This is a genomic window from Pleomorphomonas koreensis DSM 23070 (genome assembly GCF_000425185.1).
Taxonomy (GTDB): domain Bacteria; phylum Pseudomonadota; class Alphaproteobacteria; order Rhizobiales; family Pleomorphomonadaceae; genus Pleomorphomonas; species Pleomorphomonas koreensis.
On the sequence record NZ_AULH01000009.1, the window covers coordinates 39,964 to 60,124 of the forward strand.

The following is a 20,161-nucleotide window of genomic DNA, read 5'->3' on the forward strand; positions in this document are numbered from 1 at the left end:
TTCCGGGCCGACCGAAAAGGCGGAACCGGATGGCTTCTCACGCATTGGTCGGTGTATCGCGCCGCCTTGTCGGGGAGAGGCGCCTCGTCTCGAGGGAGCGCCCGCTTGAAAGACATCGTTCGCCGGACGCCTTCCGACCCGCCGCCGGCCGGCGGGGCAGAGCGTGGAAGCGAGGAGGGCTGGCCGGAAACCCGCCGGTCGCTGGCCGAGCTGTCGACCATCGGCCTGTTCGTCGTCGCCGTCCTGGTGGCGCTCAAGGTGGCGGCCGCCTTCGTGGTGCCGATGGTGGCGGCGATCATCGTCGGCAGCGTTATTGTCCACATCGGCGATCGCGGCCAGCGGATCGGCATTCCGCCGCTGGTCGCCGGTCTGGCGCTGACCGCCGTGCTGGGCGTCGGCCTGTTCCTGCTGATCGAGGCGATCGCCCAGCCGATCGCCACGCTGGTCCACCGGCTGCCGGCGGTGCTGCCCCGCCTGGCCTCGGCCGTCGCCACCATGCTGGCGCCGTTCAACAACCTCCAGGCCCGCCTCACCGGCACGGGTATTGGCGCCGACGACGACCTCGCCGGCCTGGAGAAGATGTTCGGCTCGCTGGACCTCGGCGCGGTGGCCAGCTTTCTCGGTGGCCTGACGCCGGCCTTGGGCGAGTTCCTGATCTTCCTCGCGACGCTGGTCTTCTTCGTCGCCGGCCGGGCGCAATTGCGGCGCCAGTCGATCATGGTCTTCGGCGGCCGCGAGGAGCGGCTGGCCGCCATCCGCATCTTCAACGCCACCGAGGAGGCGCTGGCCCGCTATTTCGGCACGACGTCGGTGATCTACGCCGGCATCGGGCTCGCCGCCGGCCTGATCGCCATGGCGGCTGGCCTGCCGGCGCCGCTGCTCTGGGGACTGCTCGCCTTCGCCATGAGCTTCGTGCCCTTCCTTGGCCCGGCCATCGTGTCGCTGGCCATCGCCTCGGGCGGCCTGCTGCTCGACCACGGCCTGCTGTCGGTCGCCTGGCCGGTCGGCGCCTTCATGGCCGTGCATCTGACGTGCGAGAACGCCGTGGTGCCGGCGGTGCTGGGCCGCCGCTTCGAGATCAATCCGTTCCTCGTCTTCGTGGCGATCATCTTCTGGACCTGGATGTGGGGCGCCATCGGTGCCGTGCTGGCGGTGCCGCTGCTGCTGATCGCCCGCACCGTGCGCGCCGAGCTGAAGGCCGATGCGCGCGTGCCGTTGCCGTCCTGACAAGATAGCAAGACCGGCGCCTGAACGGCGCCGGTCCGAGCTGTCACGATAAGGCAAGAAGGATCAGAAGTCGGCGGCGCTGTTGATCGACATAAGCTGCAAGAGCTTCTGCCGCGCCCGGTTGACGCGGCTCTTGATGGTGCCGACGGCACAACCGCAGATTTCGGCCGCTTCCTCACAGGAGAAGCCCGAGGCGCCGACCAGGATCAGCGCCTCACGCTGGTCGTCGGGGAGCTTTTCAAGAGCCGTGCGGAAATCGGACAGGTTGAGGTGGCCGTCCTGGGCCGGCGCCGACACCAGTCGCGCCGCCGCCTCGCCGTCGGTGTCCTGCACCTCGCGCCGGGCCTTGCGGTACTGGCTGAAATAGGTGTTGCGCATGATGGTGAACAGCCAGGCCCTGAGGCTGGTGCCGGGCACGAAGCTGGCGTGCGCTCCCCAGGCTTTCATCACCGTTTCCTGCACCAGGTCGTCGGCATGATCATGGCTGCCCGACAACGAGATAGCGAAGGCGCGGAGAGATGGAAGCTCTGCGAGGAGGGCGGACTTGAAGGCCGCGATGGCTGTCATCGATCGCCACCCCCGTCGGCGCCGTCAGGAAAAGTCTCGGGAGGGACTTCCTGCCTATCCTTCCGTTCGAGCTTTTCGAGCTGGTCGAGCAGCAGCGTCAGTCGTTCCGGAATGGGTTCGGAGAGGATCGTGCCGTAGAGCTTTTTGAGTTGGTCGCCGAGATGAGCCTGGATGGGCGGCTCCAGGGAGGGATGTTCAGGCGTTTCTTTCTTTTCTGACATGACTGCTCTTTCGGGACGGCAGACCTATAGAACCTTGGACTATGGGGGCTGCACGTTGCATATTGCTAGGAACGCGGAAGGCGGCCGGTGGTTCCCGCATCTACACGAAAATGTGTGGGAGAAAAGGGAACCGGATGCGAGCCGTCGCGTTTGGAAGTAGGATTAGACCACGTGGTTCCGCGTATGCTTCTATTTTCGCTTGAGCGTTTGAAAGGCTTCTCATGTCTATCACGGCCCTGATCGCCCCGCAGCTTCCCCTCCTTCGCCGCTATGCCCGTGCGCTGAGCGGCAGCCAGGCGAGCGGCGACAGCCACGTCGTGGCGATGCTGGAACAACTGGTAGCCGATCCCGATGGCTTCGACCAGTCGCTTGAGCCGCGCCTCGGCGTCTACAAGTTGTTCTCCGCGGTCTGGAACGCCAACCCCATGAATTACCTGCGGGTTGACGACTTCGACCGGCCGGCCGCCGACCGCCGGCTCGACGCCATCACGCCGCTGCCGCGGCAGGCGTTCCTGCTGACCGCCATGGAGGGCTTTTCGCCTTTCGACGCCTCGCGCATCCTCGACGTCGGTCCCGAGGCCTTCGCGGCGCTGCTGTCGGAGGCGGCGCGGCAGATCGGCGCGCAGGTCGCCTCGCGCGTGCTGATCATCGAGGACGAGCCGCTGATCGCCATGGACCTCGAAGCGCTGGTGGAAGGGCTCGGCCACTCGGTGGTCGGCAACGCCCGCACCCATGATGAAGCCGTCACCATGGCCCGCCGCGAGCGGCCCGGCCTGATCCTCGCCGACATCCGCCTCGCCGATGGCTCGTCGGGACTGGAAGCCGTCAACGACATCCTCACCACCTTCGAGGTGCCGGTCATCTTCATCACCGCCTATCCGGAGTCGCTGCTCACCGGCGAGCGGCCGGAGCCGACCTTCCTGATCGCCAAGCCGTTCCGCGAGGAGATGGTGAAAGCGGTGATCTCGCAGGCACTGTTCTTCGACAATGCGGCCTCGCTTCGCCTGAAAGACAGCGTATGACGGAAGGACCAACGCCGGTCGACGGGTATCGATCGGTGCTGCGCGTCCCCGTGCAAGGCGGAGGGCAAGTTGCAGCCCAGTGACCTTGAGATCGTCGCCATGCTGGCGAGGGCCGTATCCATTGCCGCCTGCGCGTCCGTGACCGCGGCTCTCATGACCTATCTCTTCCGCATGCGCCGGCGCAGCGGCGGGCTGGCGGGCGCCAACGCCTTGTTGTCGCTGGTCGCCCTGGCGCTCGCCCTCGGCTACATCGGTCGCTTTCTGGCCGATGGCGCCGGCGGCGGCGCTCTGGTGCTTCTGGAAAGCCTGACCGCCGTCGTCGCCTTCACGGTCGGCGTCGCCGTCTGGCCGATGGTGCCGAAGCTGGTCGGCCAGCCGACGCAGCAGGAAACCAGGGACGCCAACGTGCTGCTCGCCGAGGGGCAGGCGGCCAACCGGGCGCTGATCGCCCAGCTGAGCGACCTCAACCGCGATCTCGAGAACCGCGTCGCCCGCCGCACGGCCGAGCTGGAGGCGGCCCGCCACCGCTTCGAAGTGGCGCTGGGCGGTTCCGACATCTCCGTGCTGGAACTCGACACCGACCTCGTCTTCACATGGGTCCACAATCCGCCGGAACCGCTGACTGCCGATAACATCCTCGGCCGCAGCATGACCGACGTGCTGCCGCCGGCCGACGCGGAGCATTTCGACAGCATCGCGCAGCGCGTCATCCACGGCGGCCAAAGCGAGCGCTTCGAGATATCCTTCGCCCTTGGCGGTCGGCCGCGCTGGTTCGAGGGCTTCGTCGAGCCGCTGACCAGCGACGGGCACGTCGGCGGGGTACTGGCGGCCGCCATCGACGTCTCGCGCTACAAGGAGCACGAGCGGGAGATGCGCGATATCCTGCGCGAGCTTACCCACCGCTCCAAGAACCTGCTGGCCGTGGTGCAGGGCATGGCGCGGCAGAGCAGCGAGGGCAACCCCGAGGCGGCCGACTTCCTGGCGCCGTTCCGCGCCCGGCTGATGGCGCTGTCGGCCGCTCACGAACTCTTGGTGCAGAACGGCTGGCGGGGCGCTCGGCTCGACGAGGTGGTGACGCGCGCCTGGGCCGACGTCGACGGCACCGACGGCATCGCCCTCGACATCGACGGACCGCCCGTCCTGCTCGGCCCCGACGTGACGCAGAACGTCATGCTTGGCGCCCACGAGCTGGTGGCGGCGGCCGCCGCCGCCGAACAGCGCCCGGAGCGGGTGACGGTGGTCTGGTCGCTGATGCCGGATGGCGTGTTCCATCTCGACTGGCGGATGCTCGGTTCGCCGTCGATCCGGGTGAGCGGCTTCGGCCAGCGCCTGTTGCGCACCGTGCTGCCGGTGGTGCTCGGCGGCGAGGTGACGGCGCTCGACGTCTCCGACGCCGGCTTTTCCTATGGTCTCCGAGGCCGCATCGGCCCGCAGCTTCAGCGCGTCCAGACCGTTTCCCGGTCAGGCAGAACCGTCTGACCGGCGGATGCTCCAGCGCTCGGCGTAATCCTCGATGCCCTGGAGGTCGTAGGCGCCGCCCACCGGCCGGTCCGGCGGCAGGCTGGGCCGCCCCTCCGGCCCGAGCGCCAGCATGGCGGCGCCGGTCGAGGTGCCGGTGGCGCCGGCGGCGATCAGCACCGGCCGGCCGGTCAGCCGTTGCAGCGCCTCGGCGAACAGCCTGTCGCGGCCGAACGGCCCCTCGACGACGATCGGCCCGGCGGCGCCGGCTACCGCCATCGCCGCCCGCGCCACGAGAGCGAGGTAGAGGCTGACGGCGGCGGTGCGCACGCCGTCGGAGAGGCCGGCCGGATCGACGCTCCAGCTTCCCTCGCCGTCCGGAAACGGGCCGCAGCCCGGCACGAAGGTCGGGCGGATGGCGATGCCGCCGTCGAGCACGGCGCGGACGTCGTCCGGCGTCGGCGCCCGCGCGTGGCCGGCGGTCAGGAGGTCGAACTCGCGGCCGCCCATGAAGCGCGCCGACGGCACCGGATTGCCGAAGGCGTCGACGTTGCAGAGGCCGTCGCGGCGGGCGTCGAGGGCCGAGGCATCGCCGCCGACCGCGAAGACGATCACCCAGGTGCCGGTGGAGAGCACCGTGAACGGCGGCGTCCGGGCGAGGAGATGCGGCAGCAGCGAGGCGTTGGAATCGTGGATGCCGCAATAGACCGGCGTGTCGGCGGATAGGCCGGTACGGGCGGCCACCTCGGCCGTCACCGTGCCGAGCCGGTCGAAGGCCGGGCGCATCGGCGCGAACAGCCTGTCCCAGCCCTCGGCCTTGGCAAACGACGAGAAGTCGCGGCGTTCCGGCGCCCAGAGGTCGGTGTGGACGCCGAGCGAGGTCGGCTCGCTGGCGAGCACGCCGGTGAAGCGGAAGGCCCAGTATTGCGGATAGGGGACGATGGCCGTCACGCGGGCGAAGGCGTCGGGGAAGGTCCGGGCCTGCCAGTAGAGCTGCGCGCCGGCGTTGAGCCCGGCCGGCAGGCGCGGCGTGAAACTCTCCGGGAACGGTGGCCGCGCCTTGGCGTAGGTCTCGTCCAGCGCGTCGGGGCCGGCGAACTCGTAGTCGAGGATGGGCAGCGCCAGCTCCTCGCCGGCCAGCGCCACGAAGGTGGCGCCATGGGTGGTGAAGGAGACGGCGTCGATGCGGCTCTCCGCCGCCGCTTCCTGCAGCGTGTCGAGGAAGAAGGCCCACATGCCCGCGACGTCGTAATGCGGGTAGGGCGGCGCGTGGACGACGGCGTTGGGCCGCGTGCGGACGAACACGTCGTCGCCGGTTTCGAGGTCGTGGACCACCAGCTTGACGTTGGTCTTGCCCACGTCGAGCACCGCGATGAACCTCGGCGTCGTCGCCATGATCTTCTCCAGACTGTCAGCGGGCGCGGCGGTGGTTGTTGATCCGCTGCGCGACGAGCGGCAGGGCGATCACCAGGATCAGCATCAGGCCCATGAAGATGCTCATGACGATGCCGGGCACGTTGAGGAGGCCGAGGCCGAAGGTGACGAGGCCCATCACGAAGGCGGCGATCACCACGCCGAGGATGTTGCCCGAGCCGCCGTTGATGGAGACGCCGCCGAGCACGGCCATGGTCACGGCGTCGAGTTCCCAGCCGACGGCGATCGACGGCCGGGTGGAGCCGAGGCGCGAGGTCAGCATCACCGAGGCGAGGCCGGCGGCGACGCCGGTCATCAGGAAGACGATGAACTTGATGCGCCGCACCTTGACGCCGGAGAAGCTGGCGGCCAGCGCGTTGTTGCCGACCGCGTAGACCTGCCGGCCGAACACCGTCCTGTGCAGCACCACGCCGGCGACCAGCGCCAGGATGAGGAAGGTGACGAACTCGTTCGAGAAGATCCAGACGGCATAACCCTGGCCGAACACCGCGAAGTCGGCCGGATAGTTCTTGTAGACCTGATCGCCGAGCACGACGTAGGCGATGCCGCGATAGAGGCTCATGGTGCCGATGGTGGCGACGATGGCCGGCAGGCCGAGCCTTGCCACCAGGAAGCCGTTGAAGAGGCCGCAGCAGAGGCCGACGGAAAGGCCGGTCAGGAGCAGCAGCGGCGTGCCGGCCCCGGCCTCGGCGGCGGCGCCCATTGCCGTCGACGCCAGCGCGATGATCGAGGCGACCGAGAGGTCGATCTCGCCGCTGATGATCACGAAGGTCATGGCCAGCGCCAGGATGGCCTTTTCCGTGAAGTTGAAGGTGGCGTCGGAGAGGTTCCACGGATCGAGGAAATAGGGCGAGGCCAGCGAGTTGGCGATGGCGATGGCGATCGCCACGGCAAGGAGCAGCGTCTCCCAGCTTTTCAGCGCCCGCTTGAACGGCCCGTCGAGACGGTCGGGGATGTGGCGCGGCGACAGGGCGGCGGATGGATCGCTCATAGCGGAAGCTCCTTGCGGCGCAGGATGATGCGGCCCTTGACGCGCTCGCCGCGGGCGTTGATGACGACGGCGGTGATGATGATGGCGCCGGAAATCGCCATCTGCCAGAAGGGCGAAATGCCGATCACCGGCAGGGCGTTCTTGATGATGCCGAGGAACAGCGCCCCCAGCACCACCCCGCCCACCGTGCCGACGCCGCCGATGGTCGAGACGCCGCCGATGACGCAGGCGGCGATGGTGTCCAGCTCGAAGCCCGAGGCGACGTCGACATAGGCGACCGCATAGCGCGACACCCAGAGATAGCCGCAGAGGCCGGCCACCGTGCCCGACAGCACGAAGGCGAGGAAGCGCGTCTTGCCGATGTCGATGCCGGCATAGACGGCGGCGACGGCGTTGCCGCCGGTGGCGTAGAAGGCGCGGCCGAGGCCGGTGCGGGTGAACAGCAGCGCGGCGAGCACGATGGCGAGGAGGCCGGCCCAGGACAGGACGGGCAGGCCGAGGAGGACGGTGCGCGGCAGCTCCAGGAAAGGCCGCGACATCTCGTGGGCGTTGACCCAGGCGCCGCCGGACAAGACGAAGGCGAGGCCGCGGAAGATGGTCATGGTGCCGAGCGTCACCACGATGGCCGGAATGTCCAGCCACCAGACCAGAAAGCCGTTGATGGCACCGAGCAGCATGCCCATGGCAAGGGCGACGAGGATCAGCACGACCAGCGGCAGGCCGGGGGCGAGGTGGTTCAGCATGGCCACCGTCATGCCGGTCAGCGCCACGTTGGCGGCGACCGACAGGTCGATCGACTTGGTCAGGATCACCGCCGACTGGCCGAGCGCCATCATGATCAGGATCGAAGTGTCGTTGAACACGCCGGCGAGGTTCCGCGGCGTCGAAAAGGCGGGGAAGCGGGCGGTGATGGCGACGAGCAGGATCAGGCAGGCCAGCACCAGGAGCGCTTCGCGCCGCGCGAGAAGGCTGCGGATGGTGTTCATCGGACAAGCTCCGGGGCAGGGATTGCGGGGCTGAGGGAACGGCGGTTCACGCGGCGGCCTCCTTGTTGCCGGTGGCGGCGCGCACCAGCGCCTCCGGCGTCAGGCCCTGACGCTCGAACAGGCCGGCCATCCGGCCCTCGCGCATGACGATCACCCGGTCGCTCATGCCGAGGATTTCCGGGATCTCGCTCGACACCATGATCACCGCGAGACCTTCCACGGCGAGTTGGCTCATGAAGGCGTGCACGGCGGCCTTGGAGCCGATGTCGATGCCCTTGGTCGGCTCGTCGAGGATGATCACCTTCGGCAGTGTCGCCAGCCACTTGCCGATGACGACCTTCTGCTGGTTGCCGCCCGACAGCGTGCCGACCGGCTGGCTGAGCGAGGCGGCCCTGAGGTCGAGCCGCTCGGCATATTGGCGGGCGAGGGCGAATTCCTCGGCCATGCGCAGGAAGTTGCGGCGGCTGGTCACCTTCAGCGACGGCAGCGAGATGTTGGCGACGATCGACATGGCGGTGATGGCGCCGTGGCGGCCGCGCTCCTCGGGCACGTAGACGATGCCGGCGTCGATGGCGTCGGATGGCGAGCGCACGGCGATCGGCCGGCCGTTCAGCGTCACGCTACCGGCCGACGGCCGGGTGACGCCGAACAGCGCCTGGCAGACTTCCGAGCGGCCGGCGCCGACGAGGCCGTAGAGGCCGAGGATTTCGCCGCGCCGCAATTCCAGCGACACCTGGTCGAACTCGGTCGGGTGGCAGTAGCCGTCGACCTTCAGCACCACCTCGCCGATCTCGGCGTCGAGCTTGGGGAAGGCCTGCGTCACGTCGCGGCCGACCATCAGCTTGACGAGGTCGTTGTGCGATACCTCGTCGAGCCGGCCGGCGCCGACCTGCCGGCCGTCGCGGAACACGGCGAAATACTCGCAGATCTGCCAGACTTCCTCGAACTTGTGGCTGATGAACAGGATCGCCTTGCCGGCCTTCTTCAGTCGGTCGATGATCAGGAACAGCTCCTCCACCTCCTTGTAGGAGAGGGCGGCGGTCGGCTCGTCCATGATGACGATGCGGGCGTCGATCGACAGCGCCCGGGCGATGGCGACGAGATGGCGCTGGGCGATGGAGAGGTCCTTGAGCCGCGCCCGCGTCGAGATCGGCGCGTCGATGCCGTGCAGGATGGCGGCGGCGCGGGCGTGCATGGCCGCCCAGTCGATCAGGCCGTAGCGGTTGCGCGGCGCGTGGCCGATGTAGATGTTCTCGGCCACCGTCAGCTCGTCGAACAGCACCGTCTCCTGATGGATGGCGGTGATGCCGAGGTCCTGCGCCGCCTCGGCGGTCGGCAGCGTCACCTCCCTGCCGTCGATTTGGATTGAGCCGCCGTCCGGCTGGTAGATGCCGGTCAGGATCTTGACCAGCGTCGACTTGCCGGCGCCGTTCTCGCCGATCAGCGCCGTGACGTGGCCGGGGCGCAGGTCGAGCGCCACGTCGGACAGCGCCTTGACGCCGGGGAAGGTCTTGGAGATGCCGGTCATCCGGAGGATGGGCTCTGTGGTGGGGGTGTCCGTTGAAAGCATGGCGGTCATCGGCGTTTTCGCTGCTAGAGCCTTGGGTCCCGGAGGCGGGGCGGCCGGGATGCGTATCGTCGCGATCGGGATCGGCACGGCGAGCCGGCCGGCGCGGATCGGCAGGAGGCGCGAACCGGCGCCTCGTTCGGACCATCTCGGGCCGGAGAATGTCCTGTCCCGCGAGGAAGCAGGGAGAGGAGGTCTTCACTCTGTCGGGGCGGACCCGGCCGAAGCCGGGTCCGCAATGCTGGCGCCGGATCAGAAGATCTTGGCGAACTCGTCGACGTTGCCGGCGTCGTAGACGAACGGGTCGGCCATCGCCGCCTCGTTGTTGGCGTCGAGCTTGATCTTGCCCATGCGGCCGATGGAGATCTCGCCGTCCGGCTTGGCCTCGGCCTTGCCGGTCTTCAGCTCGTAGGCGATGTAGGTCGCCGAATAGCCGAGGTCGATCGGGTTCCAGATGGCGAAGGCCTTGGACGAACCGGCCTTGACGTGGCCGGCCATCTCCGACGGCAGGCCGAGGCCGGTGACGTTGACCTTGCCGACGAGGCCGGCGTCTTCAACGGCCTGGGCGGCGGCGACGATGCCGACCGACGTCGGCGCGATGATCGCCTTGAGGTTCGGGTACTTGGCGATCAGGCCCTGCGTCTCGCGATAGGACTTGTCGGCGAGGTCGTCGCCATAGACCGTGTCGACGAGGTTGACGTTGGCATAGTTGGGCAGGACCTTCTTCATCTCCTCGATCCAGATGTTCTGGTTGGTCGCCGTCGAGGCGGCCGACAGGATGGCGACGTCGCCCTTCTCCCCGCCGAGGCCGTCGGAGGCCAGCTTGACGCACATGTTGCCGATCAGCGGGTTGGACGACGGATTGAGGTGCATCAGGCGGCCTTCCGGCGCCACGCCCGAATCCCAGGAGATGACCGTGATGCCGCGCTGCATGGCCTTCTTCAGGGCCGGCACCAGGGCGTCCTTGTCGTTGGCGGAAATGGCGATGGCGTCGACCTTCTGGGCGATCAGCGAGTTGACGACGTCGATCTGCGCCTCGGCGGTCGAGGTGGTCGGGCCGGTGTAGATGATGTCGACGTCGCCAAGCTCCTTGGCCGCCTCCTGGGCGCCCTTGTGGGCGGCGTCGAAGAAGCCGTTGCCGAGCGTCTTGACCACCAGGGCGATCTTGACGTTGTCGGCGCTGGCCGGACCGGCCATGAGGGCGACGGCGGCCGCCGTGGTAACGATCAGTTTCTTGAACAGGGTCATTTGGGTCTCCTCCCGTTTCGACCGTCCGTCGACCGCCGCCTCACTCCTCTGTCAGGCAACGGTCGGGGATTGCTGGGTATCTTCCTGTCTGTCCGTGGCTGCGACGATCAGCTCGATGCCGGCGGTCTCCACCATGCGCCGGTCGCGATCGTCGATGCCGTCGTCGGTGATGATCGTGCTGACCCGTTCGAGCGGGCACAGGATCAGGCTCGACCGCGTCTTGAACTTGGAGCTGTCGACCAGCACGACGAGTTCGTCGGCCTGCCGCATCAGCCGCTGCTCGGACTGGATGATCAGCGAGTCCGATTCCATGATGCCGAGCGACGAAACGCCGCGGGCGCCCATGAAGAAGCGGCGGGCGTAGAAATGGCCGGTGCCGTCGCTGTCGAACGGCGACAGGATGATGTTCTGCTCGCGGTAGACGGCGCCGGCCGGCAGCATCACCGTGCATTTGGAATGCTTGATCAGGTGCTCGGCGATCGGGAACGAGTTGGTCATCACCTGCAAGCGCATCTGCGCGAGGTAATGGACCATCGGGAAGGTGGTGGTACCGCCGTTGATGGCGATGGCCTCGCCGTCGCGGCAGAGCTTCACCGCCTCGCGGGCGATGGCGCGCTTCTGCGCCGAATTGACCGTCTCGTCGGCCCGGAACGAGCGGGCGGCCAAGACACCGATCTGCGGCGGATGCAGCGCCTCGGCGCCGCCGCGCACCTTCTTCAGGCGGTTCTGGAGCGCCAGCGCGCTGATGTCGCGGCGGATCGTCGCCTCGGAGGCGCCGGTCAGCTCGACGATGTCCTGTACCGTCAGGATCGGACGCTCCTGGACGGCGGAGAGGATGATGCGGTGGCGTTCGCGTTCGTGCATGGCGTGTCTCGGCTCCGAGGGTGGGGCAGGGACTTTGTCCCGCCGGCGCCGCGGGGGCAAGCGCCGGCGGATGGAACGTCAGCCGGCGCGGGGCGCCAGCGTCCAGCCGTCGAGGGCGATGGCCTCGGGCTGCGGCACCACCTTGAAGCGGGCGGCAAGGTCGATCAGGTCCTGCGTGGTCATCGTCTGGCGCGGCCCGCCCATCGACAGCACCTTGACCAGGATCTCGGCCGCCTTCTCGGCGGTGTCGATCAGGCCGAAGGCGTCGTCGAGCGTCGGGCCGACGCCGAACACGCCGTGGAACGGCCAGAGAACCAGCGGCCGCCTGGCCAGCAGCCGGGCCGTGGCGTCGCCCATCTGGTCGGTGCCGGGCACCAGCCAGGGCATGGTGCCGACGCCGTCGGGGAACACGACGAGGCACTCGGTCGAGCCTTCCCAGAGGGCGCGCGTCACGTTGGCGTCGGTCCAGTCGAGCACGTAGGTGAGCGCGATCAGATTGGTGGCGTGACAGTGAAGCACCACCCGGTCAGCGCCGGCGCTGGCGGTCTGGCGGGCGATGTGGCCCTTGAAGTGGCTGGAGAATTCCGACGTCGGCCCGCCGCCGTCGCGATAGCCCCACAGCACTTCGAGGAAGCTGCCGTCGGCGCCGACGCGCACCACGCCGAGGTTGTTCTCGGGATCGAGCTGGACGTTGCGGAAGAACTTGCCGGTGCCGGTGACGATGTAGCTCTGCCCGGCCAGCGCCGGCAGCGGCTCGGACATCGGCAGCCGGCGCGGCTCCTTGATGCCGCCGAGATAGGGCGCGACGTCCTCGTCGAGAAGGCGCAGGCTGATGTTGCCGCCGTTGCGCTCGTCCCAGCCTTTTTCCCAGCAGTCGGTGGTGGCCTTCACCATGGCCTTGACGAACCAGGCGTCGATCATGTTCGCAGTCATGTTGATCGTCATGATGGCTCAGGACTCCCGCTTGGCGAGCACGTCGCGCTCATAGGCCTTGACGACGTCGAACCAGGCGGCGCCGACCGGCACGTTCCGGCTTTGGCAATAGTGATCCCAGACGGCCGCCCACGGGCTGGTCTTGTGTTCCTCGAAGAGAGCCATCCGCAGCGCGTAGTCGCCGGAGGTCTCGGCCGCCCGGAGCTTGCTCGCCGGCTCCAGCATGGCCTTGAGCAGCGCCTTGCGCATGTTGCGCATGCCGATCACCCAGGCGGCGACGCGGTTGATCGAGGCGTCGAAATAGTCGAGGCCGATCGCCGTGCGGCCGAGCATGCCGCCGCGCACCAGCTCGTTGGCGATGGCCTGGAGTTCGTCGTCGAACAGCACGACGTGGTCGCTGTCCCAGCGCATCGGCCGCGACACGTGCAGCAGCACGCGGTCGACATACTGGAACACGGCCGACAGCTTGTCGGATACCACCTCGGTCGGGTGGAAGTGGCCGGCGTCGAGGCAGAGCATGGTGCCGCGCGTCGCCGCATAGCCGAGGTAGAACTCGTTGGAGCCGACGGTATAGGCCTCGGCGCCGATGCCGAACAGCTTGCTCTCGACGGCGTCGTAGTGGAATTCCTTGCTGATCTTCTCGGAGATCACCTCGTCGAGGGCGGCCTTCAGCGTCTCGCGCGGTCCGTAGCGGTCGAAGGGATAGTCCTTGGAGCCGTCGGGAATCCAGATGTTCATCACCGAGGGCGTGCCGAGCGAGCGGCCGAAATGCTCGGACACCTTGCGGCTGGCCTTGCAATGGTCGATCCAGAACTGGCGGATGCCGGCGTCGGGGTGGCTGAGCGTGCGGTTGTCGGCGCTGTTGGGATGCGAGAAGCAGGACGGGTTGAAGTCGAGGCCGAGGCCGCGCTCCTTCGCCCAGTCGACCCAGCGCTGGAAGTGCTTCGGCTCGATGGCGTCGCGCTCCACCTTGCGGTCGGCTTCGAGATAGAGGGCGTGCAGGTTGAGCCGTTTGGCGCCGGGGATCAGCGACAGCGCCGTGTCGATGTCGGCGCGCAGTTCGTCGGGATTGCGGGCGCGGCCGGGATAGTTGCCGGAGACCTGGATGCCGCCGGTCAGCTCGGCGTCGGGATTCTCGAAGCCCTTGACGTCGTCGCCCTGCCAGCAGTGCATCGACACGGGGACGGCGTCGAGCGTGCCGAGGACGGCCTCGGTGTCGATTCCGTCGCGGGAAAAGTGCTCGCGGGCCAGCTCGTAGGCCTTGGTGATCGGCGAATTCTCGGACATGACCGGCGGTTTCCTCCATTGGCTCCGCTGCCGGCGCCTGTTTCCAGTGCGCCGTCACCATCAATCATATTCCATCATGTATGATCAAGTACGATCATATCCGTAGCTTCGGCTACTTGATCGGGCGAAGGGGGCGGCCTGGCATCCGGGACGGCGCCTGTCCCCTGAAAAGGCAACGAAAACCGCTTTCCGAACGGCGTTTTGGCGTAGAATTGCGTATCGTCGAAAGTTCTAGCCGATGGTGGGAAATCCGGGCCGGCCGGCCAGACCTTTGTCGCGAGATCGAAAATGATCGACTTTGCGTAATGGCCCCACGATGAATGACCGGGCGAGATCGAATATGATCGTCTGGCAAGCGACAGGGAGGAGTGTGCCGTGATCAGGAAAGCCTTCGTCATGTGGGTCAATCCGGACGCCCACGCCGAATACCGGCGCCGGCACGACGAGATCTGGCCGGAGCTTTCCGCCGTGCTGAAGGCGCATGGCGCGCACAACTACGCCATCTATCTGGAGCCGCGCACCTCGACGCTGTTCGCCACCGTCGAGATCGAATCCGAGGAGCGCTGGAACGCCGTCGCCTCCACCGAGGTCTGCCAGAGATGGTGGAAATACATGGCCGACATCATGCCGTCCAACCCGGACAACAGCCCACGGTCGGACGATCTCCGGCAGGTGTTCTTCCTGGCCTGACGGTCAGCTCCGCGCCGGCGCCGGGCCGGTCGAGCCCTTGATGTCGAGGCGCGGCGGCAGGATGACGTGCCGGTCGATCCGCCGGCCCTCGATCCGCTCGATCAACAGCTTCATCGCCTCGCTGCCGAGAAGATGGCCGGACTGGTCGACCGAGGTCAGCGACAGTTGCGGCAGCGCGGCGAGGCGGCTGTTGTCGTAGCCGATCACCGACAGGTCCTCGGGTACGCGGATGCCGAGCCGCGCTGCTTCCGCCATGACGGTGATCGCCACCTGGTCGGTCCAGCAGAAGATGGCCGTTGGCCGCCGCGCGCCCGTCAGCATGCGCCGCGCCACGTCCTCATCGTGGCGCTCGCCGCGGAAATGCGTGCCCTCGTGCACCTGGATATGGCCCGAAAGGCCGTGGGCGGCCATGGTGTCGCGATAGCCGTCGAGGCGCAGCGCCGTCGAGTTGGTGACGCCGACCGAGGCGACGTCGAGGCCGAAATAGGCGATGTCGCGGTGGCCTGCGGCGATGAAATGCTCGACGGCGAGGCGGGCGCCGGCGCGGTCGTCGTTGTTGACGGTGTCGTAGCCGCAATCGCGGTCGTGCCGGCCGATCATCACCGTCGGCACCGAGGTGGCGACGGCGTGGAGATAGGCCTCGTCGAGGCGCGGCGCGATCATCAGGAAGCCGTCGATCTTGTGATCGAGCATGGTGTCGACGGCGTGCTTCTCGGTGGCCTCGGCCGACGGCCGGAAGCCGATCAGCGGCTCGTAGCTGGTGCTCCGGAGCGTCGAGATGACGCCGTCGAGGATGTCGGGGAAGAAGGGATTGCGCATGTCCGGCAGCACGATGCCGAGCGTGTAGGTGCGGCCGCGGAGACCGCGCGCCGCCGTCTGCGGCCGGTAGTTGAGCGCGGTCATCGCCGCCTCGACGCGGGCACGCATGTCGTCTGAGAGGCCGTAGGCGTTGCGCAGCACCTTGGAGACGGCGGCGCGCGACACACCGGCCGCCTCCGCCACGTCCTTGATCGTCGCGCGCTTCATGATCTCCCGCCCGTTTCCCGCCCGTTTCCAAGGTTTCCTCTATACGGCCGGCCGTTTGCCGGCAACCTTGCTTTCACCCCTTGACGGCGCCGGCCGTCATGCCCTCGACGATCTGCCGATTGAAGAACAGGAACATGATCAGCGGCCGAATGGTGATCAGCAGGATGTTCATGAACAGGAGATTGTAGGAGGTATTGAACATGCTCTGGAAGTTGAACGGCGTCAGCTGCACCGTGGCGTTCTTCGCCCCCGGCAGATAGTAGCGCGGGTTGGTGAAGTCGTTGAAGATCGCCACCGACTGCAAGACGATCACCGTCACCGCCACCGGCTTCAGAAGCGGCAGCACGATACGGAAGAACAGCGTGAACGGCCCGGCGCCTTCGAGGATGGCCGCCTCGTCGAGTTCGCGCGGAATGGTGGCGATGAAGGCGCGGAACAGGGGCACCGAGAAGGACAGCGAATAGGCGATCTCGATCAGGATCAGGCCCGAGAGCATCTTGAACAGGCCGGGCCATTGCAGCTGAAGGATCAGGCGGCGAGCCCGTCGAGGGCCATCGCCAGCGACGCGGCCACCCAGTCCCGACGCTCGTCGGCGGTGAGCGGCTCGCGCAGGCCGAGCAGGATCTGCCGCTGTGCCTCGTTGATCGTGCCGCGCAGGAGATGCGCCACCATCTCGGCTTTGCCCGGCCGCAGGAAGCCGGTTCGCTGCTGCTCGCCGATCCAGGCGTCGAACACGTCGGCGACGCGGACCGTCGCCTGCCGATAGCTTTCGACCAGCGCCGGCACGCCCTGCCGCTCGGCGATGATCAGCCGGGTCAGCCGCACCGCCTCGTCCGACAGCACCAGTTCGGCATAGCCACCGAGCAGCAGTTCCAGGCTGGACCGCGGATCGGCGCCGGCGGCACCGGCGGCGCGGGCCGCGTCGAGCTGGCCGAAGGCGATATCGATCCGCGCCTCCATGGCTTTCTTGAGGAGATCGCCCTTGGTGGCGAACAGCCGGTACAGCGTCCGCGTCGACACGCCCGCCGCCCGCGCGATGGTGTCGACGCCGGTGCCGACATAGCCCGTATCAAGGAAGGCGCGCGCCGCCGCCGCGACAATCAGGGCGCGCGTCTCCTCCTCGCTCCTGAGCGGCGGCCGTCCGGGGCCGCGTGGCTGTACGGGATCGCTGTCGACCATCATTGTTTCCCTGTTCATTGACATAGGGTGGGGTTCGGAAATAAAGAAAACAATGATTTTCCAAATTTTGGCAAGCCGAATCGAAACGCGATGCGGTTGCCGCGTCCAAAGGTGAGTTTCGTGTCAGCTTGGCGTCCCCTCGTTATCGCCGGTCTCGCCGCCGCCGCCCTCGGCCTGTCCGTCATCTGGGCGGTCGATCATCCCGAACCGCTGATGCTGCAGGGCGAGGCGGAGGCGACGCGCGTCGACCTCGCCGCCCGCGTCCCCGGCCGCGTCGTCAAGACGCCCGTCGATGTCGGCGATCACGTGGCGGCCGGCGATCTGGTGATCGAACTCGACAGCCCGGCGCTCCGGGCCGGCCTCGACACCTCCAGGGCGGCGCTGGCCGTCGCCCGCTCCAATCGCGATCTGGCCTTCTCGACGCGGCAGGAGATGATCGATGCCCGCCGGGCCGAGCGCGAGAAGGCCGAGGCCGACGTGCTGCTGGCCCAGAAGACCTACGACCGCGTCAGCCAGCTTCAGGAGCGCTCCTTCGCCTCCGAACAGGTGCTCGACGAGGCATCCAACAAGCTCAACGCGGCGCTGAAGGCCCGCGCCGCCGCCGAGGCCAATCTCCAGCTGGCCGTCCAGGGCAACAGCCCCGAGCAGAAGGCGGTGGCGGTGGCGCAGGTGGAGCAGGCGGCGGCCGCCGTCGCCCAGATCGAGACCGACCTCGCCGAGCTGGAGGTGAAGGCGCCGATGGCCGGCGAGGTGACGGCGCGTACCGCCGAGCTGGGCGAGCTGTTCGGCGCCGGCACGCCGCTCGTCTCCATCGTCGACGTCGACAATGCCTGGTTCACCTTCAATGTCCGCGAGGACCTTCTGCACGGCCTTGCCGTCGGCGACCGGCTGAAGGTGCGCGTGCCGGCGCTCGGCAACCGCGACGTCGATACCTCCGTCACCGTCATCAACGCCCAAGGCTCCTACGCCAACTGGCGCGCCACCAAGGCCACCGGCGACTTCGACCTGCGCACCTTCGAGGTACGGGCGCGGCCGGACGGCAAGGTCGAGGGCCTGAGGCCCGGCATGAGCGGGCTGATCGACTGGTCCGGGCCCCGGCTGTCGGACCGCTGAGCCATGGCGCGGCGAGCCCACCTCAAGGCCGGCTTCCGGCGGGCCCTGCTCGCCGAGGTGCGGCAGATCGGCAGCCGGCCGGGGCTGATGTTCATGCTTGCCCCCTTTCCGCTGCTGCTGTTCGCGCTGCTGGCGGCGGTGTTCCATCTCGGCCTGCCGCGCGACCTGCCGATCGCCGTCGTCGACCAGGACCGCTCGACGCTGTCGCGGCAGATGGTGCGCATGGTCGACGCGACGCCCGAGGTGGCCGTCGCCCGCGAGGTGGCGACGCTCGGGGAAGGGCGGCAACTGCTGGTCTCCGGCGAGGCCTATGCCGTGGTGCTGATCCCGGCCCGCACCGAGCGCGACGTGCTCTCCGGCCGCCGGCCGGAGGTGGTGCTGTTCTACAACAACCAGTACATGACGCCCGGCAGCCTGGTCGCCCGCGCCGTCGGCGGCACCCTCGGCACGGTGGCGGCCGGCATCTCGATCGAGGCGCGCGTCGCCCGCGGCGCCGACGTCGAGAGCGCCACGCAGGCCGCGGCGCCCATTCCTGTGCGGCAGAGCGCGCTGTTCAACCCCAGCCTCGAATACGTCCAGTTCCTCTTGGCGGCGGTGATGCCGACCGTGTTGCAGATCTTCATCGGCGCCAGCGCCGCCCTGTCGTTTGCCCGCGACCGCCAGGGCGTCGCCGGCCTCGGCCGGTCGCTCCGGCTGGGCGGCACGCTGTTCAAGACGGTGGCCGGCAAGCTCGCGCCCTACACGCTGGCCTATCTCATCGTCCTGTGGGGCGCCGACGCGCTGCTGTTCGGCCTGATGGGCGTCCGCTTCGGCGGCAGCCTCACCTTCCACGCCGCCTATGGCCTGCTGTTCGTGCTCGCCTCGCAGATGCTCGGCGCGGCGGCGGCGCTGGTCGCCCGCGACACGGTGTCGGCGCTGGCCGCCGTCGGCGTCATCACCGGACCGGCCTTCGGCTTCACCGGCATAACCTTTCCGCGCCTGTCGATGAACGACTTCTCGGCCATCTGGGCCGACCTCTTGCCGGTGACGCACTATCTCCAGCTTCGCACCGACAACATCCTGCGCGGGGCGCCGCTCGACATCTCCATGCCCGCCGTTGCCTGGCTGGCCGGGCTGGCGCTGGCCTACGGCGGCGTCGCGCTGCTGCTGCTCTGGCGCCACGGGCGGGCAAAGCCGGAGGCCGCCCGATGATCGCCGCTTTCTTCCGTGAGGTCGCCGCCGCACTCGCCGCCATCTGGGCCGACAAGGGCGCCCGCTCGACCATGCTGGGCGCGACGCTGTTCTTCTCGGTATTCTTTCCGCAGCCCTATCTGGCGGAAGTGGTGCGCGACATGCCGGTGGCGGTGATCGATCAGGACGGCTCGACGCTGAGCCGCGAGCTGATCCGCCGCATCGACGCCGCCGACGCCGTGGCCGTCACCCGCTACGCGCCCGACATGCCCTCGGCGCGCGCCCTGTTCCTGAAGCGCGAGGTCTACGGCATCGTCGTGGTGCCGCCGCGCTTCGAGCGCGACCTGCTGGCCGGCCGCTCGGCGCCGATCGCCGCCTTCTCCGACGGCGGCTACTTCCTGCTGAACTCGGTGATGTCGTCGGCGCTGACCAACGCGGCACGCAGCCTCGGCGCCGAGGTGCAGGTGGGGCGGCTCACGGCCACCGGCGTCGATGCGGCCGCGGCGATGGCCGTCGTCGAGCCGCTGCGCGTCACCGCCGTGCCGCTGTTCAATCCGACCGGCGGCTATGCCAGTTTCGTGCTGCCGGCCGTCTTCGTGCTGATCCTGCAACAGACGCTGCTGATGGGCATCGGCAACCTCAAGGCCGGCCGCCGGCCGGACGGCGCTCTCGCCACCTTCGCAGACGCCGTCGTCTACGTCGGTCTCTACGCCCTCTGGGCCGGCGTAGTGCTGGTGCTGCTGCCCTGGGCCTACAATCTCCCCTACATCGGCCATATCGCCGTCATGTATGCGGTGGCCTTGCCCTTCCTCGCCGCCGTCACCGCCATGGGCTTCGCCGTCGCCCGGCTGATCCCGACCCGCGAAGGCGTGATCTTCTTCCTGGTGGTGCTCGGCATGCCCTTGTTCTTCCTGTCCGGCGTCTCCTGGCCGGCCGAGGCGATGCCGGCGCCGCTGCATGCCATCGCCTTCGCCATCCCCTCGACGACGGCAGTGCCGGCCCTGGTGCGCGTCAACCAGATGGGCGCCGACCTGCGTTCGGTCGAGGGTACCATCCTCATCCAGTTCGCCCTCTGCCTGGCCTATTCGCTGCTCGCCGTGCTGGCCGGCCGGCTGAGGCGGCTTGCGCCCGGCGCACGTTTCGGATCACACTCCGTATAAACACGCGAGACGGGGTGC

The 20,161-nt window shown here is 68.3% G+C and carries 19 protein-coding genes and 1 pseudogene; 7 read left to right on the forward strand and 13 right to left on the reverse strand.

All coding sequences use genetic code 11. The features are described from left to right. Nucleotides 1-105 precede the first annotated feature (105 nt). A complete protein-coding gene (locus H512_RS23145; RefSeq protein ID WP_053239683.1) occupies nucleotides 106-1,227 on the forward strand; it encodes an AI-2E family transporter in 1,122 nt (373 codons plus the stop codon). A gap of 63 nt (nucleotides 1,228-1,290) precedes the next feature. Here H512_RS23145 and H512_RS23150 read toward each other — a convergent pair whose 3' ends face one another. Both H512_RS23150 and H512_RS23155 read right to left on the reverse strand, forming a co-directional pair. Beyond that, a complete protein-coding gene (locus H512_RS23150; RefSeq protein WP_036790814.1) occupies nucleotides 1,291-1,794 on the reverse strand; it encodes a sigma-70 family RNA polymerase sigma factor in 504 nt (167 codons plus the stop codon). Further along, entirely contained in the window at nucleotides 1,791-2,015 is a 225-nt protein-coding gene (locus H512_RS23155; protein WP_036790762.1) for a NepR family anti-sigma factor, read from the reverse strand. The genes H512_RS23150 and H512_RS23155 overlap by 4 nt, the downstream gene beginning before the upstream one ends. A 221-nt stretch (nucleotides 2,016-2,236) precedes the next feature. Here H512_RS23155 and H512_RS0108350 point away from each other — a divergent pair, with 221 nt between their 5' ends. After that, nucleotides 2,237-3,037 carry a response regulator gene (locus H512_RS0108350; protein WP_026783066.1) on the forward strand — a complete coding sequence of 267 codons (801 nt, stop codon included), beginning with the start codon at nucleotides 2,237-2,239 and terminating at the stop codon, nucleotides 3,035-3,037. Between the two features lie 69 nt (nucleotides 3,038-3,106). Continuing rightward, on the forward strand, nucleotides 3,107-4,516 hold the full coding sequence (locus H512_RS25700) for a sensor histidine kinase (RefSeq protein ID WP_156899426.1): 1,410 nt from the start codon (nucleotides 3,107-3,109) through the stop codon (nucleotides 4,514-4,516). Here H512_RS25700 and H512_RS23165 read toward each other — a convergent pair. The 8 genes from H512_RS23165 to H512_RS0108395 form a co-directional block, all read right to left on the reverse strand. Next, the gene (locus tag H512_RS23165) at nucleotides 4,499-5,890 is read right to left on the reverse strand and encodes an FGGY-family carbohydrate kinase (protein WP_084798375.1); all 1,392 of its coding nucleotides are present in this window, start codon (nucleotides 5,888-5,890) and stop codon (nucleotides 4,499-4,501) included. The genes H512_RS25700 and H512_RS23165 overlap by 18 nt on opposite strands. Before the next feature lie 16 nt (nucleotides 5,891-5,906). Continuing rightward, nucleotides 5,907-6,920 (reverse strand): ABC transporter permease, encoded by a 1,014-nt coding sequence (locus tag H512_RS0108365; protein WP_026783067.1) that lies wholly within the window; start codon nucleotides 6,918-6,920, stop codon nucleotides 5,907-5,909. Next, a complete protein-coding gene (locus H512_RS0108370) occupies nucleotides 6,917-7,897 on the reverse strand; it encodes an ABC transporter permease (RefSeq protein ID WP_026783068.1) in 981 nt (326 codons plus the stop codon). Before H512_RS0108370 ends, H512_RS0108365 begins: the two co-directional genes overlap by 4 nt. Nucleotides 7,898-7,952: 55 nt before the next feature. Then, entirely contained in the window at nucleotides 7,953-9,485 is a 1,533-nt protein-coding gene (locus H512_RS0108375) for a sugar ABC transporter ATP-binding protein (RefSeq protein WP_026783069.1), read from the reverse strand. 240 nt (nucleotides 9,486-9,725) lie between these two features. Then, on the reverse strand, nucleotides 9,726-10,721 hold the full coding sequence (gene rhaS, locus H512_RS0108380; RefSeq protein ID WP_026783070.1) for a rhamnose ABC transporter substrate-binding protein: 996 nt from the start codon (nucleotides 10,719-10,721) through the stop codon (nucleotides 9,726-9,728). Between the two features lie 51 nt (nucleotides 10,722-10,772). Continuing rightward, entirely contained in the window at nucleotides 10,773-11,585 is an 813-nt protein-coding gene (locus H512_RS0108385) for a DeoR/GlpR family DNA-binding transcription regulator (RefSeq protein ID WP_026783071.1), read from the reverse strand. 78 nt (nucleotides 11,586-11,663) lie between these two features. Then, nucleotides 11,664-12,530: a rhamnulose-1-phosphate aldolase gene (rhaD, locus tag H512_RS0108390; protein WP_210162674.1), complete on the reverse strand. Its 867-nt coding sequence runs from the start codon at nucleotides 12,528-12,530 to the stop codon at nucleotides 11,664-11,666. A gap of 6 nt (nucleotides 12,531-12,536) precedes the next feature. Further along, nucleotides 12,537-13,805, reverse strand: coding sequence for an L-rhamnose isomerase (locus tag H512_RS0108395; RefSeq protein WP_026783073.1), 1,269 nt, complete (start codon nucleotides 13,803-13,805; stop codon nucleotides 12,537-12,539). Between the two features lie 375 nt (nucleotides 13,806-14,180). Between H512_RS0108395 and rhaM the strand changes: the two genes are divergently transcribed. Further along, nucleotides 14,181-14,495 carry an L-rhamnose mutarotase gene (gene rhaM, locus H512_RS0108400; RefSeq protein WP_026783074.1) on the forward strand — a complete coding sequence of 105 codons (315 nt, stop codon included), beginning with the start codon at nucleotides 14,181-14,183 and terminating at the stop codon, nucleotides 14,493-14,495. A gap of 3 nt (nucleotides 14,496-14,498) precedes the next feature. Here rhaM and H512_RS0108405 read toward each other — a convergent pair whose 3' ends face one another. The 3 genes and pseudogenes from H512_RS0108405 to H512_RS23175 form a co-directional block, all read right to left on the reverse strand. Continuing rightward, entirely contained in the window at nucleotides 14,499-15,521 is a 1,023-nt protein-coding gene (locus H512_RS0108405; RefSeq protein ID WP_036790765.1) for a LacI family DNA-binding transcriptional regulator, read from the reverse strand. 73 nt (nucleotides 15,522-15,594) lie between these two features. Then, nucleotides 15,595-16,041 (reverse strand): annotated as a pseudogene (locus H512_RS23170) (carbohydrate ABC transporter permease); the annotation flags it as partial. 8 nt (nucleotides 16,042-16,049) lie between these two features. Then, nucleotides 16,050-16,703, reverse strand: coding sequence for a TetR/AcrR family transcriptional regulator (locus H512_RS23175; protein ID WP_169507139.1), 654 nt, complete (start codon nucleotides 16,701-16,703; stop codon nucleotides 16,050-16,052). Nucleotides 16,704-16,820: 117 nt separating this feature from the next. Here H512_RS23175 and H512_RS0108420 point away from each other — a divergent pair, with 117 nt between their 5' ends. The 3 genes from H512_RS0108420 to H512_RS23185 are packed head-to-tail and all read left to right on the forward strand — an operon-like array spanning nucleotide 16,821 to nucleotide 20,143. Beyond that, on the forward strand, nucleotides 16,821-17,813 hold the full coding sequence (locus H512_RS0108420; protein ID WP_026783076.1) for an HlyD family secretion protein: 993 nt from the start codon (nucleotides 16,821-16,823) through the stop codon (nucleotides 17,811-17,813). A gap of 3 nt (nucleotides 17,814-17,816) precedes the next feature. Then, nucleotides 17,817-19,004 carry an ABC transporter permease gene (locus H512_RS23180; protein WP_053239686.1) on the forward strand — a complete coding sequence of 396 codons (1,188 nt, stop codon included), beginning with the start codon at nucleotides 17,817-17,819 and terminating at the stop codon, nucleotides 19,002-19,004. Continuing rightward, on the forward strand, nucleotides 19,001-20,143 hold the full coding sequence (locus H512_RS23185; RefSeq protein WP_053239687.1) for an ABC transporter permease: 1,143 nt from the start codon (nucleotides 19,001-19,003) through the stop codon (nucleotides 20,141-20,143). Before H512_RS23180 ends, H512_RS23185 begins: the two co-directional genes overlap by 4 nt. The last annotated feature ends 18 nt before the right edge of the window (nucleotides 20,144-20,161 follow it).

Coding starts and splice junctions, on each gene's coding strand:
- H512_RS23155 (WP_036790762.1), bottom strand. CDS start 2,015: ATGTCAGAAAAGAAAGAAACGCCTGAACATCCCTCCCTGGAGCCGCCC.
- H512_RS23150 (WP_036790814.1), bottom strand. CDS start 1,794: ATGACAGCCATCGCGGCCTTCAAGTCCGCCCTCCTCGCAGAGCTTCCA.
- H512_RS0108350 (WP_026783066.1), top strand. CDS start 2,237: ATGTCTATCACGGCCCTGATCGCCCCGCAGCTTCCCCTCCTTCGCCGC.
- H512_RS0108405 (WP_036790765.1), bottom strand. CDS start 15,521: ATGAAGCGCGCGACGATCAAGGACGTGGCGGAGGCGGCCGGTGTGTCG.
- H512_RS23175 (WP_169507139.1), bottom strand. CDS start 16,703: ATGATGGTCGACAGCGATCCCGTACAGCCACGCGGCCCCGGACGGCCG.
- H512_RS23180 (WP_053239686.1), top strand. CDS start 17,817: ATGGCGCGGCGAGCCCACCTCAAGGCCGGCTTCCGGCGGGCCCTGCTC.
- H512_RS0108395 (WP_026783073.1), bottom strand. CDS start 13,805: ATGTCCGAGAATTCGCCGATCACCAAGGCCTACGAGCTGGCCCGCGAG.
- H512_RS0108375 (WP_026783069.1), bottom strand. CDS start 9,485: ATGACCGCCATGCTTTCAACGGACACCCCCACCACAGAGCCCATCCTC.
- H512_RS23165 (WP_084798375.1), bottom strand. CDS start 5,890: ATGGCGACGACGCCGAGGTTCATCGCGGTGCTCGACGTGGGCAAGACC.
- H512_RS0108365 (WP_026783067.1), bottom strand. CDS start 6,920: ATGAGCGATCCATCCGCCGCCCTGTCGCCGCGCCACATCCCCGACCGT.
- H512_RS23185 (WP_053239687.1), top strand. CDS start 19,001: ATGATCGCCGCTTTCTTCCGTGAGGTCGCCGCCGCACTCGCCGCCATC.
- rhaD (WP_210162674.1), bottom strand. CDS start 12,530: ATGACGATCAACATGACTGCGAACATGATCGACGCCTGGTTCGTCAAG.
- rhaS (WP_026783070.1), bottom strand. CDS start 10,721: ATGACCCTGTTCAAGAAACTGATCGTTACCACGGCGGCCGCCGTCGCC.
- H512_RS0108385 (WP_026783071.1), bottom strand. CDS start 11,585: ATGCACGAACGCGAACGCCACCGCATCATCCTCTCCGCCGTCCAGGAG.